This is a genomic window from Shimia sp. R9_1 (assembly GCF_017743775.1).
Lineage (GTDB): Bacteria > Pseudomonadota > Alphaproteobacteria > Rhodobacterales > Rhodobacteraceae > Shimia.
In genome coordinates this window covers 37173-50059 of record NZ_JAGHRN010000005.1, presented here as the reverse complement: position 1 = coordinate 50059, position 12887 = coordinate 37173, and the positions used below count along the sequence as shown (strand labels likewise).

At 60.6% G+C, this 12887-nt stretch carries 12 protein-coding genes; 11 read left to right on the top strand and 1 reads right to left on the bottom strand.

Annotated elements, in window-relative coordinates:
• The first annotated feature begins 112 nt into the window (after positions 1-112).
• The 4 genes from J7399_RS15595 (at position 113) to dctP (ending at position 4176) form a co-directional block, all read left to right on the top strand.
• Positions 113-889 carry a DeoR/GlpR family DNA-binding transcription regulator gene (locus J7399_RS15595; protein ID WP_209087399.1) on the top strand — a complete coding sequence of 259 codons (777 nt, stop codon included), beginning with the start codon at positions 113-115 and terminating at the stop codon, positions 887-889.
• Between the two features lie 109 nt (positions 890-998).
• Positions 999-1586: a TRAP transporter small permease subunit gene (locus J7399_RS15590; protein WP_209087397.1), complete on the top strand. Its 588-nt coding sequence runs from the start codon at positions 999-1001 to the stop codon at positions 1584-1586.
• On the top strand, positions 1586-3082 hold the full coding sequence (locus J7399_RS15585) for a TRAP transporter large permease (RefSeq protein WP_209087395.1): 1497 nt from the start codon (positions 1586-1588) through the stop codon (positions 3080-3082). The genes J7399_RS15590 and J7399_RS15585 overlap by 1 nt, the downstream gene beginning before the upstream one ends.
• 35 nt (positions 3083-3117) lie before the next feature.
• Positions 3118-4176, top strand: a complete 1059-nt coding sequence (gene dctP, locus J7399_RS15580; protein ID WP_209080685.1) for a TRAP transporter substrate-binding protein DctP — start codon at positions 3118-3120, stop codon at positions 4174-4176.
• A 68-nt stretch (positions 4177-4244) separates the two neighbouring features.
• On the opposite strand, the gene J7399_RS15575 is transcribed toward dctP, so the two are convergent.
• Positions 4245-4730, bottom strand: a complete 486-nt coding sequence (locus tag J7399_RS15575; protein WP_209087393.1) for a tetratricopeptide repeat protein — start codon at positions 4728-4730, stop codon at positions 4245-4247.
• Positions 4731-4802: 72 nt separating this feature from the next.
• Here J7399_RS15575 and J7399_RS15570 point away from each other — a divergent pair, with 72 nt between their 5' ends.
• The 7 genes from J7399_RS15570 to J7399_RS15540 are packed head-to-tail and all read left to right on the top strand — an operon-like array spanning position 4803 to position 12881.
• Positions 4803-6050 carry a cytochrome c peroxidase gene (locus tag J7399_RS15570; protein ID WP_247742927.1) on the top strand — a complete coding sequence of 416 codons (1248 nt, stop codon included), beginning with the start codon at positions 4803-4805 and terminating at the stop codon, positions 6048-6050.
• The gene (locus tag J7399_RS15565) at positions 6047-6934 is read left to right on the top strand and encodes a PfkB family carbohydrate kinase (protein ID WP_209087391.1); all 888 of its coding nucleotides are present in this window, start codon (positions 6047-6049) and stop codon (positions 6932-6934) included. The genes J7399_RS15570 and J7399_RS15565 overlap by 4 nt, the downstream gene beginning before the upstream one ends.
• Positions 6931-7959 (top strand): tagatose 1,6-diphosphate aldolase, encoded by a 1029-nt coding sequence (locus J7399_RS15560; protein WP_209087389.1) that lies wholly within the window; start codon positions 6931-6933, stop codon positions 7957-7959. The genes J7399_RS15565 and J7399_RS15560 overlap by 4 nt, the downstream gene beginning before the upstream one ends.
• 12 nt (positions 7960-7971) lie before the next feature.
• On the top strand, positions 7972-9354 hold the full coding sequence (locus J7399_RS15555; RefSeq protein ID WP_209087386.1) for a hypothetical protein: 1383 nt from the start codon (positions 7972-7974) through the stop codon (positions 9352-9354).
• A gap of 1 nt (position 9355) precedes the next feature.
• Positions 9356-10441, top strand: a complete 1086-nt coding sequence (locus J7399_RS15550) for a Gfo/Idh/MocA family oxidoreductase (protein ID WP_209087384.1) — start codon at positions 9356-9358, stop codon at positions 10439-10441.
• Positions 10438-11436, top strand: coding sequence for an aldose epimerase family protein (locus tag J7399_RS15545; protein ID WP_348539474.1), 999 nt, complete (start codon positions 10438-10440; stop codon positions 11434-11436). Before J7399_RS15550 ends, J7399_RS15545 begins: the two co-directional genes overlap by 4 nt.
• Positions 11433-12881: an NAD-dependent succinate-semialdehyde dehydrogenase gene (locus tag J7399_RS15540; RefSeq protein WP_209087382.1), complete on the top strand. Its 1449-nt coding sequence runs from the start codon at positions 11433-11435 to the stop codon at positions 12879-12881. Before J7399_RS15545 ends, J7399_RS15540 begins: the two co-directional genes overlap by 4 nt.
• The last annotated feature ends 6 nt before the right edge of the window (positions 12882-12887 follow it).

Here is a 12887-nt window from a genome sequence, read left to right as displayed (position 1 = left end):
GTGTCTTTGGTTTCGCTTTGCCTCGTGAAACGCGCCTGACCAACGCGGATTCGCGAAACTCTCTTGGTATTTCTTTCGGTTTGATCTAGAAATCGAAAGAAACGGAGGGGAGATGATGAGGGCACGTGCCAAGACACGCGCGCGTCAGGAGGAGATCCTGAAGCTGCTCAAACAGGCCGGGCGCGCCATGGTTGAGGAGCTGGCGGAGCGGCTGGACACCACGCCGCAAACCATCCGAAAAGACCTGACCATGCTGGCTGAAGACAACCAGATCATCCGCTTTCACGGCGGGGCCACACTGGCGGCGGGCACGGAATACGCGGGCTTTGATGTGCGCAAGGAAATCATGCGCGATGAGAAGGATGCGATTGGTGCAACCATCGCTGCTCAAATCCCAAACCATGCCAGTGTGATCCTCAACGGGGGCACCACCACCATGGCTGTGGCCCGCCATCTGAGCCATCATGTCGGGCTGAGCGTGGTCGTGGATTCTGTGCATATTGCCAATATTTTAAGAGAGTTTCCCGGCGTTCAGGTGATTATCCCGGCTGGCGTGGTGCGTGGCGCGGATGGCGCCATTCTTGGGGCCACAGCGGTTGATTTTATCCGCAAGTTTCGCGCCGATATCGCCGTTGTCGGGGCTGCGGCCATGGGGCGTGATGGGGATCTTGTGGACTATGATCTGGAGGAAAGCGCGGTCAGCGCGGCGATCATTTCCAGTGCACGCAACGTGATCCTGGCGCTGGACAGCTCCAAGTTCGGAAGCTTTGCGCCGGTGTCTTTCGGCACGCTGGCAGACGTGAATTCACTGGTGACCGATGCGCAGTTCGATCCTGAGATGAAGGCCCTCGCCACGGCCCATGATGTGGGCTTTGTGGTGGCGGGGTGAGTCAAATGGGTTGACGCGTAGCTTCGTTTTGTGACCTAATCGAAAAAAACGAAATTACTTTCGACAGAAATGTAGTTTCGGCGCGATATTTTTGGGAGGATATATCGCAATGATGTTGGTCTTACGGCCTTTGGCGTGGGTGAACACCCACATTTTGCGCCTGTGCAGACGTCTGGGGGCTTTGGCGCTGGCGCTGATGGTCATCGTGATTCTAACACAGGTTTTCTGTCGCTATGTGCTAAACAACGCTCTGGCCTGGCCGGATGAGGCGGCGCGGTTTCTGATGTTGTGGCTGGTTGGTCTGATGGCGCCATCGGCGATGCGTTGGGGCGGGTTTGTGGCGATTGATACGCTGCCCAACATGCTGTCACGGGTGCCGGGGCTGGTGCTCAATCTGGTGCTGCTGTGTTTCTCCTTTGCGGTGCTGATGATCGCGGTGCAGCACGGTCAGGCGCATACGTTTGGTTTTGGCGGCAACTTTGACAGCTCTTCGCTGCGCGTGCCGCTTGAGTGGGTTGGCGGCGAGGGCTTCAAGATCAAGCTGCGCTACATGTACGGCTCACTGCTGTTTTGCGCGGTGATGCTCAGCATCGTCACCGTAGAGCTGATCCTGCGCACGATCATGGCGCTGATCAGCCCAGAAACCGAGCTTCCTGACACCGATGAATTTGCAATGGCCATGGGGGCGGCGGACTGATGCTGGCGTTTTTTCTACCGCTTTTCCTGATCTTCCTGATGATCGGCCTGCCGGTGTTTTTTGCGCTGCTGCTGTCACCCGGATTGCTGTTGTGGCTCAATGGGCAGGAGCGTGACATCGCGCTGCTGTATCGCAATGTTTACAATGGCATGGACAGTTTTCCGCTGATGGCGCTGCCGTTCTTTGTGCTTGCGGGTGAGTTGATGAACCGGGGCGGGATCACCACACGTCTGGTGGAGTTTTCCCAAGCTTTGATGGGGCATTTGCGTGGCGGGTTGGCGCATGTGAATATCCTTTCGTCGATCCTATTCGCGGGGCTGTCAGGATCAGCTGTGGCGGACACGTCTGCGCTTGGGTCGACGCTCATTCCAGCGATGGAAAAGAACGGCTATTCGCGCAAGTTTGCAGCGGCGATCACGGCGGCAAGCTCGGTGATCGGGCCGATCATTCCGCCCTCGGGCATCATGATCATCTACGCCTATGTGATGGGCGAGAGCGTGGCCGCGCTGTTTCTTGCGGGGATCGTGCCCGGCGTGTTGGTGGGTGTCGGCCTGATGGTGATGGTACGTCTGATGGCGGACAAATACGACCTGCCCAAGGCGGAGCGGATCGTGACCGCCGGGCAGACCATCAGCAAGACCGAGGCAGGTTTCAGCTTTGTGCTGTTGCGGATCAATTTTGCCGGTGTGCTCTTTGGTTTGTACTCGGCGATTGCGGCTATTCTGGCCTCCTCGGGGGTGAACATCGCCGTAAACGGCTGGCTGGTGTTCCTTGTGTTCCTGCCGATTGCCCATGTGATCCTGTTGCGCATTCGCAGGACGGTGAGCGCGGATTTCCGCATCATCTGCAAAAAGGCGGTGGTGCCGCTGCAGACGCCGATCATCATTCTGGGTGGCATTCTGGTGGGGGTGTTCACCCCGACCGAGGCCTCCGCTGTCGCAGTGGGTTATGCGCTGGTTGTCGGGTTGTTCATTCTGCGTTTGCTGAAACTGCGCGACCTGCCGGGCATTCTGATGCGCGCCGGGCTGGCCAGCGCGACCGTGCTGCTTTTGGTGGGGGCGGCGGTGGCCTTTAAGACCGTGGTGTCGCTGAGCCATGCGCCAGAGACCATGGCGGGCTTTATTTTGGGCCTGTCGGAAAACCCGCTGGTGCTGCTGTTCCTGATCAACGTGCTGCTGTTTGCGGTGGGCATGTTCCTGGACGCGGGACCGGCAATCATCATTCTGGGGCCAATTCTGGGGCCAATCTTTGTCGATCTGGGTGTGCATCCGGTGCATTTCGCCATCATCATGAGCGTCAACCTGACCGTGGGTCTGGCGACGCCGCCGATGGGGCTTGTGCTGTTTGTGGCCAGTTCGGTTTCCGGGGAACGGGTGGAGACCATCGCCAAGGCGATCCTGCCGTTCCTCGCCGTGGAGGTCTTTGTGATCTTCCTCATCACCTATGTGCCTGCCATTTCCATGACAATTCCAAGACTAACAGGATTTGTGCAGTAACATCAAATGCTTGAACCGTATCAGGGAGGATAGACATGTTCAGCAAAACCTTTAAGGCGGTGGCGACAGCCGCGCTGGTCGCCAGCAGCGCAATCGCCGCTCAGGCGGCGGATTACACGATCCGTGCGACCGCCAACTCCAATGAAAACGACGAGGATTATGACGGCCTCGTTGTCTTCAAAAACTTCGTGGAAAGCGCGTCTAACGGGGCCATCGAGGTTGAGCTGTTCATCGGCACACAGCTCTGCTCCAAAGGTGCAGAGTGTCTTCAGGGTGTGGCTGACGGCACAATTGACGTCTACATCTCCACCTCCGGTGGTGCGTCGGGCATCTTCCCCTATGTGCAGGTGCTGGACCTGCCGTATCTGATGGCTAATGACCGCATTGCAGAGACCGTGCTGGCAGGCGATTTCACCCGCAAAATGCGCGAGATGGCGCTGGCGGATTCCGGTGACAGCATTCGCCTGATGACCATCGGCAACACTGGCGGCTGGCGCAACTTTGCCAACACCAAACGCCGCGTGGCCTCCCCATCTGACATGGAAGGCCTGAAGATTCGCACCGTGGTGGCCGACCTGCCGCAGGAGCTGGTGCGTGCGCTGGGTGCGTCCCCAACCCCGATCCCATGGCCTGAGCTCTTCACCTCTTTCCAGACCGGTGTGGTGGAAGGCTCCAAAAATGGTATTACCGACATCATGGGCATGAAGTTCCCGGATGCGGGCCTGCAATATGTGACGCTGGATGGTCATGCCTACATGGGTGCGCTGTGGTGGATGAACAACCAGAAGTTCCTCAGCATGCCGGAAGACATGCGCCGCGTGGTTGTGGATGGCTTCTCCGCGCTGCAGCAGGCGACTTTTGCATCACCAAAGCGCAAGTCGATCAAAGCCTATGAAGATTTTGTCGCCGGTGGCGGGGATCTCTATGTGCCAACACCTGCGGAAAAGGCTGCGTTCAAAGAGGCGGCGGCACCTGTCTATGACTGGTTCAAAGGCAACATCAAAGGTGGCGATGAGATCTTCAACGCGCTGACTGCTGCGGTGGCCGAAGCAGAGGCGGATATCGAAGCGGGTATGGCGTCTGACCTGAACTAAGGCGTTGATCTAACGAAACGATTGGTGTCGGGCCGACGCAGGATTGCCGCGGCCCGACACCCTCAAAATCACCGGAATGGATAGAGCCATGTCCGGTAGTCATCCACCAGAATATGGGCTTTTTGAATTTGCTCGTCCGTCATCTTTTTCACCACTTCCTCAAGGGAAATGGCCGCATCAGGATCGCCTCCGATCGCGGAAAGTGTGTACCACATGTAGGCGCGCACGAGATCGGGCGAGGGCATGCCCCGGCCGACCTCGTAGTACCAGCCGATGCCGCTTTGCGCCCCGGCGTGGCCCTTGAGCGAGGCGCGCAGGTACCACTCAAAAGCACGGACGTCATCGCGCTCCACACCCAATCCAAGCGCATACATCACGCCGATCAATTCTTCGGCTTCCGCATTGCCGCTGTTGGCGGCTGGCAGAAGCTCCTGCATCGCTTTGGTGTACTCTTTGGCATCCATGTAGTCCCGGCCGGTTTCGATCTCGGCCAAAACGGGTGTGGTGGTCAAGGTTGTTCCAGCCAAAAGTGCAGCAAAAACAAAGCGTTTCATTCTCTCTCCCTCATCGCAGTTCTTGGCGCTCTCACGTGTGCGCCCGCGTATGGGAGCCCGCTTCCGCAGCCGTTGCAAGAGGATGATTTCATCCAGTTTGATCCGCGTCAGGCGAAGATCGGCCAGCTCTTGTTTTTTGATCCGATCCTGTCGGGCAACCGCAACATTGCCTGTGCCACCTGCCACCATCCGGAGCTTGGCTCTGGCGACGGGCTGAGCCTCGGGATTGGCGAGGGTGGTGACGGGCTGGGGCGACAGCGGACGCCGGGCACAGGGGACAGCCGGATTGTGAAACGCATCCCGCGCAATGCGCCCGCGCTGTGGAACCTGGCTGCGAAAGAGATCGACATCCTGTTTCACGACGGCCGACTGTCGGTGAGCGATATTTATGAGACCGGTTTTGACAGCCCGGCGCAGGAATGGCTGCCGGATGGTTTGAACTCGATCCTCGCAGCGCAGGCGCTGTTTCCGATGACCGCAGAGTTTGAGATGGCGGGCAACCCTAAGGAAAACCAGATCGCAGGGGCGGTCTATGACCGGATCGACAATGTCTGGCCGATTGTGGCCAAGCGGGTGCGGATCATCCCGGAATATGCGGAGATGTTCATTGCCGCCTATGACGATGTGGATCAGGCGCTCGACATCAATATCACGCATATTGTCAATGCCTTGGCGGCCTTTGAAGGCACGGAGTTCAAGAGCTACGACAGCCCGTTTGATGCCTATCTGAACGGCGATACGGCGGCGCTGAACGTCGAACAAAAGGCCGGAATGGATCTGTTTTACGGCAAAGCGATGTGCAGCAGTTGCCATGCGGGGCCGCTGATGACCGATCAGAAGTTTCATGCGCTGATGCTGCCGCATTTTGGGCCGGGCAAGACGCGGCAGTGGGATCCGATTGTGCGTGATGTAGGGCGCATGGGGGCGTCCGATCGTTTGGAGGATGCGTATCGCTTCCGCACGCCCGCGCTGCGCAATGTGGCGTTGACGGCGCCTTATGGGCACAACGGGGCGTATGACAGTCTTGAGGGCATGGTGCGCCATCACATGGACCCGCGCGGCGCCTTTGCGGCTTGGGAAACGAGCAATGCGGTGCTGCCGGAGGTGCCGTGGCTGGCGAAGGTGGATTTTCTGGCCTTTTCTGACACGCGGGAGCGGGCGCGTTTGGCCTCGCGTACCGATATTGAGCGGATTGAGCTTGATGATGCAGAGGTGGCGCAGATCGTGGCGTTTTTGCATGCGCTGACCGGGACGGAGAGCATCAAGGGGCGGCTGGGCGTGCCGGACAGCGTGCCAAGTGGGCTGGAGGTGCCGGAATGAGCAGGATCCTGTGCGTCGGCGCGGCGGTGGTGGATTTTGTCTTTCACCTGCCAGCCTTGCCCAATCGGGCGGAGAAATACGGCACCGAAGAAGCGGACATCGTGGGCGGCGGCTGTGCCGCCAATGCCGCCGTGGCGATTGCGCGGATCGGCGGCGAAGCTGTGCTGGGTGCGCGGCTGGGGGAGGACAGCATTGGCGATATGATCGTGGCCGATCTGGCGCGTGAAGGGGTGGATGTCTCCCACGTCACACGCACGGCAGGGGCGCAGAGTTCCTATTCCTCGGTGCTGATTGATGCGCAGGGCGAACGCCAGATTGTGAATTTCCGCGGGGCGGGGCTGGTGCTGAAAACCGACTGGTTTGACGGCCTCGCCGATCTGGGCGCGGTGCTGACGGACACGCGGCGGGTGGATGCGGCGCTGGCGGCGTTGGAGCTGGCCCGTGCGCGGGGCATTCCCGGCATTCTGGACGGGGAAGCGCCGATTGATCCGGCGCTGATGGGGGCTGCGAGCCATGTGGCGCTGTCGATGCAGGGGCTGCGCTCGCTCTATCCGGAAGCCGATATCGAAGACGCGCTTTTACAGATCGCGGAAGAACACGGCTGCTGGGTCTGTGTGACCGACGGCGCGGATGGCGTTTGGTTCACCGAAGGCGATGCGGTGCGCCATGTGACGGCCTTCCCGATCATCCCGATTGATACGCTGGGTGCGGGCGACGTCTGGCACGGCATTTTTGCGCTGATGCTTGCAGAGGGTATGGGCGCTGAAGAGGCAATCCGTCACGCAAACGGCGCGGCGGCCCTGAAATGTTTGACAAAAGGCGGGCGGGCCGGGGCTCCGAGCCGCGCTCAGCTCAACGACTTCCTTAAGGAGACGAAGGTATGATTTCCCTGACACCCGGCAAGCTGAGCGGCATGCGCCGCATGGCCGATGAGAACGGCATTTACAAGATGACCGCCGTAGATCAGCGCCCGCCGATCAAGGGCCCGATTGCGAAACATCACGGGGTGGAGACCGCGCCGTGGGAGGAGGTCGCGAAGTTCAAAGGCATGTTGGTGGAGACGCTTCAGGGACATTCCACCGCGATGTTGCTCGACCCGCATTATGCCATTCCCTACAGCTTTGATGCGCTCTTGCCGCACAAGGGGCTGGTGGTCACGCTGGAGGACAGCCTTTTCAAGGAGACCCCCGGTGGGCGGCTGTCTGACAGCATCGACAATTGGTCGGTGGGCAAGATCAAGCGCATGGGTGGTGACGCGGTGAAGGTGCTGGCCTGGTATCGGCCGGATGCCTCTGATGAGGTCAATCAGGCGCAGAAGGATTACGTGAAGCAGGTGGGCGAAGCCTGTGCAAAATATGACATTCCTTTCCTGTTTGAGCTGCTGGTCTATCCGCTGGCGGCAGACGCTCATCAGACCAAGGAATACGTGGAGATGAAGGGCAAGAAGGCTGATGACGTTCTGAAATCGGTCGAGGAATTTGCCAAGGCGGACTACGGCGTGGATGTGTTCAAGCTGGAAAGCCCGGTGAATGCGGCGGATGCGGATGGCTCTGCTGAGGTGCAGGCGGTGTTTGACGAGATGGGGCAGCTTGCCGGGCGGCCATGGGTGATGCTGTCGGCGGGGGCTGGCAAGGCGGAGTTCCGCAATGTGCTGGAGCATGCGTTCAAAGCGGGCGCGAGCGGCTTTCTCGCGGGGCGGGCGATCTGGCTCGATGCCTTCAACGCCTATCCGGATTGGGACGCCGTGCGCGCCGGGCTTGAGGGCGATGCGGTTGATTACATGAAAGACATCTCTGCCTTGGCGGATGCGCAGGCGGCCAACTGGGCGCAGCACAGCTGTTATGGTGACGGCGGCGCGCGGCTGTTGGCCGATGATGCCAGCTTCCGCAACAGTTACGCAGACATCTGAGGGCTTAAGCGCATGAAACTCGGCATTCTTCCATTGGGGCGTCCCACCTTTGACGTGCCCTTTGCAGAGGAAAACCTAACCGCGATGCTGGCCGCGCTCGACGCTACCGGCCATGAGATCGTTGGCCCGCGTGAGCTGCTGTTTGACGAGGTGGCGACCAAGGCAGGCATTGCGGCGTTGAAGGCTGCGGAGGTGGATCAGGTGATGATCCTGCAGGTCACCTTTACTGACGCCTCCATGACCGTGGCGATTGGCGCGGCGTTTGCGCAGCCTTTGTCGATCTGGTCGATCCCAGAACCTCGGTTGGGGGGACGGCTGCGGCTGAACTCCTTCTGTGGGCTCAATCTGGCGAGCCATGCCTTGGGTCTGAATAACCGTGCCTTTGGTTGGCTTTATGCGGACCCGACAGGCGATGTGGCGGCGGACCTGACCGCCATGCTCGCGGGCGGGCGGCCTTCGGGCAAGCTGACGCTGGGCGCGGTGCCGGAAGCCACGGAGGCGGGCCGGGCGATTGCCAAAGCGGTCAACGGGCAGCGGATTGCGCGGATTGGCGAGCATCCGGCGGGGTTTGACACCTGCGCCTATGACAAGGCGGATATGAAGGCGCTGTCTGGTGTTGAGGTGGATGAGCTGGCGCTGGAGGATCTGTTTGATCTGGCCCGCGCTGTGCCTGCCGAGGCCGCCGCCGAAGTGCGCAAACAGGCGGATGCGGAGCTGTCGGGGCTGGATGAGGTGGACCCGGAAGAGCTGGACCGCTCCCTGCGCCTGAAGGTGGGGCTGGATACACTGAAGGAAAAGGGCGGCTACGGGGCCTTTGCCATTCGCTGTTGGCCGGAGACGTTTACCGAATATGGCGGCGCGGTCTGTGGCCCGGCATCGATGATGGGCGAGGCGCGGGTGCCCTGCGCCTGTGAGGCAGATGTATACGGCGCACTTACGCAGATGGTTTTGGCGGCGGCGGCGGATGCGCCGGTGTTTCTGACCGATCTGGTGGATATGGACGCGGATGATGACACCGGCGTGGTCTGGCATTGCGGGCAGGCGCCGATCTCGATGATCGAACCGGGTGTCGCGGCTGAGGCGACCATTCACACCAACCGCAAGCAGCCGCTGCTCTATCAGTTTCCGCTGAAGGCCGGTGAGGTCACGCTGATGCGGATCAGTCAGGCGCATGGGCGGCCCCATATGGTGTTGAGCCATGCCGCCATGCTCACGCGGCCAATGGCCTTTACCGGCACCTCCGGGGTCTTGCGTTTTGGGCGCGGGGCGGGTGATGTGCTGACCGATATCATCGCGAGCGGGCTCGAGCATCATATGGCGCTGGCCTATGGCGATCATCGGGACGCCCTGCGTGGCGCTGCGGGGGCCATGGGGCTGCCGCTTTTGGAGATTTAAGATGACGATACGATATGGCCTGATCGGGTCAGGCATGATGGGGCAGGAGCATATCCGCAACCTCACCCTGCTGGAGGGCTGTGAGGTGACCGCGGTGAGCGATCCGGATGCGGGCATGCGCCAGCTGTCGGTGGACAGCTCGGGCGGGACGGCCAAGGCCTTTGGTGACTATAAAGAGATGCTGGGGTCCGGTCTGGTGGATGCGCTGTTGATTGCCGCGCCCAATGACACGCACCATGAGATCCTGCTGGATGTGCTGCAGACACCGCACCCGATTTTGGTGGAAAAGCCGCTGTGCACCACATCGGCGCATTGCGCGGAGGTTCTGGCAAAAGCAGAGGGGCGGGCGGCGCCGGTTTGGGTGGCGATGGAGTATCGCTATATGCCGCCGGTTCAGTGCCTGCTGAAGGAATTGAACGACGGCACCGTGGGCACGCCGCGCATGATGGCGATCCGCGAGCACCGCTTTCCGTTTCTGGAAAAGGTTGGTGACTGGAACCGGTTCAATGCACGCACGGGGGGCACATTGGTGGAGAAATGCTGCCACTTCTGGGATTTGATGCGGCTGACGCTGCAGAGCGATCCGGTGCGGGTTTATGCCAGCGCAGGTGTGGATGTGAACCATCTGGATGAGGCTTATGACGGCCGCACGCCGGATATTCTGGACAATGCCTTTGTGACGGTGGAATTCGCCAATGGTGCGCGCGGGATGCTGGATCTGTGCATGTTTGCGGAAGGCTCCTACTGGCAGGAAACCATTGCTGTGACCGGCGAAAAGGCGCGGGTGGAGGCCAAGGTGCCGGGGCCTGCGCGGTTTACCCATGACGGCAAAGAGCGCCACAGCGAGGTGGAGATCAGTTTTCGCGCGACCAAAGAGGTGGTGCGCGAGGAGGTCGAGGTAGATGAGGCCGTGCTGCAAGCGGGCGATCACCATGGCTCCACTTACTTTCAACACGAACGTTTCCGCGATCTGGTGCAGAGCGGGCAAGGGAAACCCGAAGTGAGCCTTGAGGATGGGCTGTGGTCGGTGCGCGTGGGCGAAGCGGCCGAAGAAAGCGCGCGCAGCGGGCAGGCGGTGACCCTGTGAGTGACGTCTGGGGCCATATGCCGGATGGCAGCGCCGTGCATCGGATCAAGCTCAAGGGTGGCGGGCTGACCGCCCATCTGCTGACCTATGGCGCGGTGTTGCAGGATTTGCGGTTGACGGGACATGACGCACCTTTGGTGTTGGGCTTTCCTGAATTCGCGCCCTATCTGACCCATTCGCCTTATTTCGGGGCCACGGCGGGGCGGTTTGCCAATCGCATTCGGGACGGGCATCTGGCGCTTGATGGGCAGAGCTATCAGCTGGATCGCAACTTCATCGGCAAGCACACGCTGCACGGTGGGGCGGACAGCATGGGCAAACGTCTTTGGGAGATCGCGGCAGAGGCAGAAGACAGCGCGACATTGCAGATCACGCTGCCCGACGGTCATATGGGCTTTCCCGGCAGCCTGACCGCGCGGGTGCGTTTTACGCTCCTTGAAGGGGGCGTGCTGGACATTCGCATGAGTGCCGAGACGGATCAGACCACGCTCTGCAGTCTGGCGCATCACAGCTATTTCAAGCTCGACGGGGCGGAGTCGATCTCCGAGCACAGTCTTGAGATTGCTGCGCAGACCTATCTGCCGGTGGATGCGGAGTTGATCCCGACCGGCGCGCAGGCACCTGTTGCGGGCACCGGCTTTGACTTCCGCCAAAGCGCGCCGGTGCAGCAGGCCCATCCGGTGGACCATAATTTCTGTCTCTCTGTCGCGCGGGAGGCTTTGCGCCCGGTGGCGACGCTTAAATCTGCGGCATCCGGGGTCACGATGCGTTGTCTGACCACCGAGCCGGGCTTGCAGGTTTACGATGGGGAAAATATCAACATCGCACTGCCTGGATTGGACGGGCGGCCGATGGGGGCCTATGCCGGGATTGCGATGGAGCCGCAGGTCTGGCCCGACGCCCATCACCATGACGATTTTCCACAGGCCGTGCTGCGGCCTGGCGAGACCTATCAACAACATACGCAGTTCGTCTTTTCGAAAGGTCAGACATGAGCAATTTCAACGGATTGATGCAGCAAGCCAACCTGATTGGCGGCCAGTGGGTGGGCGCTGATGATGGCGACACCACAGAGATCAACAACCCCGCCACCGGCGCTGTTGTGGGCACGGTGCCCAACGCCGGTCATGATGAAACCGAGCGCGCCATCGCCGCCGCGTCCCAAGCATTCAAAAGCTGGTCCAAGACCTCGCTGGCGGAGCGTGTGGGTCTGCTGCACAAGCTGCATGACGCGCTGATGGACAACCAAGAAGACCTTGCGCAGCTGCTGACTGCTGAGCAGGGCAAGCCGCTGTTTGAGGCGCGCGGTGAGATCGCGATTGGCGCGGCCTATGTGCGCTGGTTTGCCGAAGAAATCCGCCGCACCAAAGGCGAGATTATTCCGGCTCCGAGCAACGACAAACGCCTGCTGGTGACCCACCATCCGGTGGGCGTGGTTGGCATGATCACGCCATGGAACTTCCCAAGCTCCATGCTGGCGCGCAAGATCGCACCCGCGCTGGCGGCGGGCTGTACCGTCGTGGCCAAACCTGCGCCGCAGACGCCTTACAGCGGTCTGGCCTGGGGCAAGCTGTGCCAAGACGTGGGCTTCCCGGATGGAGTTGTGAACATCGTCACCGGCGATGCGCCCGCGATTGGCGGCGCGATCATGAGCAACAAAGAGGTGCGCAAAGTGACCTTCACCGGCTCCACCAATGTGGGCAAGCTGTTGATCCGTCAGTCTGCGGATCAGGTGAAGAAGGTCTCCATGGAGCTGGGCGGCAACGCGCCGTTCATCGTGTTTGACGATGCCGATCTCGATGCCGCTGTCGAAGGCGCGATGATCGCGAAGTTCCGCAACATGGGGCAGACCTGTGTCTGTACCAACCGTTTCTATGTGCAGGCGGGCATTCATGATGCCTTTGTGGCCAAGCTGAAAGACGCGATTGCGGCGATGAAGATTGGCGATGGCACCGAGGATGGCGTGGTGCAGGGGCCGTTGATTGATGAGAACGCGGTCAAAAAGGTGGAAGGCATGATTGCCGACGCCAAAGCCAAAGGTGGCGAGGTTGTGCTGGGTGGCGGACGCCACGCGCTGGGCCAGACCTTCTTTGAGCCGACCCTGATCACCGGCGCGACATCGGAGATGCAGTTCACCACCGATGAGATCTTTGGCCCGCTGGCAGCGATCTACAAGTTTGAGGACGAAGACGCTGCTGTGGCGGCGGCCAATGCCACCGATTACGGCCTCGCGGCCTATGCCTACACCAAAGATCTGGCCCGTGCCTTCCGCATGAACGAAGGGCTGGAATACGGCATGGTGGGCATCAACTCGGGCCTCATCACCACCGTCGAAGCGCCCTTTGGCGGCGTGAAGGAAAGCGGCATGGGCAAAGAGGGCGGCAGCCAGGGTTTGGAAGACTACCAGATCACCAAATACACCTGCGTGGCCGGGCTCTAAGCCAAA

What these genes read in the sequence shown, in the direction of transcription:
- dctP (WP_209080685.1), top strand. Translation starts at nt 3,118, where the DNA reads ATGTTCAGCAAAACCTTTAAGGCGGTGGCGACAGCCGCGCTGGTCGCC.
- J7399_RS15585 (WP_209087395.1), top strand. Translation starts at nt 1,586, where the DNA reads ATGCTGGCGTTTTTTCTACCGCTTTTCCTGATCTTCCTGATGATCGGC.
- J7399_RS15540 (WP_209087382.1), top strand. Translation starts at nt 11,433, where the DNA reads ATGAGCAATTTCAACGGATTGATGCAGCAAGCCAACCTGATTGGCGGC.
- J7399_RS15575 (WP_209087393.1), bottom strand. Translation starts at nt 4,730, where the DNA reads ATGAAACGCTTTGTTTTTGCTGCACTTTTGGCTGGAACAACCTTGACC.
- J7399_RS15565 (WP_209087391.1), top strand. Translation starts at nt 6,047, where the DNA reads ATGAGCAGGATCCTGTGCGTCGGCGCGGCGGTGGTGGATTTTGTCTTT.
- J7399_RS15595 (WP_209087399.1), top strand. Translation starts at nt 113, where the DNA reads ATGATGAGGGCACGTGCCAAGACACGCGCGCGTCAGGAGGAGATCCTG.
- J7399_RS15590 (WP_209087397.1), top strand. Translation starts at nt 999, where the DNA reads ATGATGTTGGTCTTACGGCCTTTGGCGTGGGTGAACACCCACATTTTG.
- J7399_RS15555 (WP_209087386.1), top strand. Translation starts at nt 7,972, where the DNA reads ATGAAACTCGGCATTCTTCCATTGGGGCGTCCCACCTTTGACGTGCCC.
- J7399_RS15550 (WP_209087384.1), top strand. Translation starts at nt 9,356, where the DNA reads ATGACGATACGATATGGCCTGATCGGGTCAGGCATGATGGGGCAGGAG.
- J7399_RS15560 (WP_209087389.1), top strand. Translation starts at nt 6,931, where the DNA reads ATGATTTCCCTGACACCCGGCAAGCTGAGCGGCATGCGCCGCATGGCC.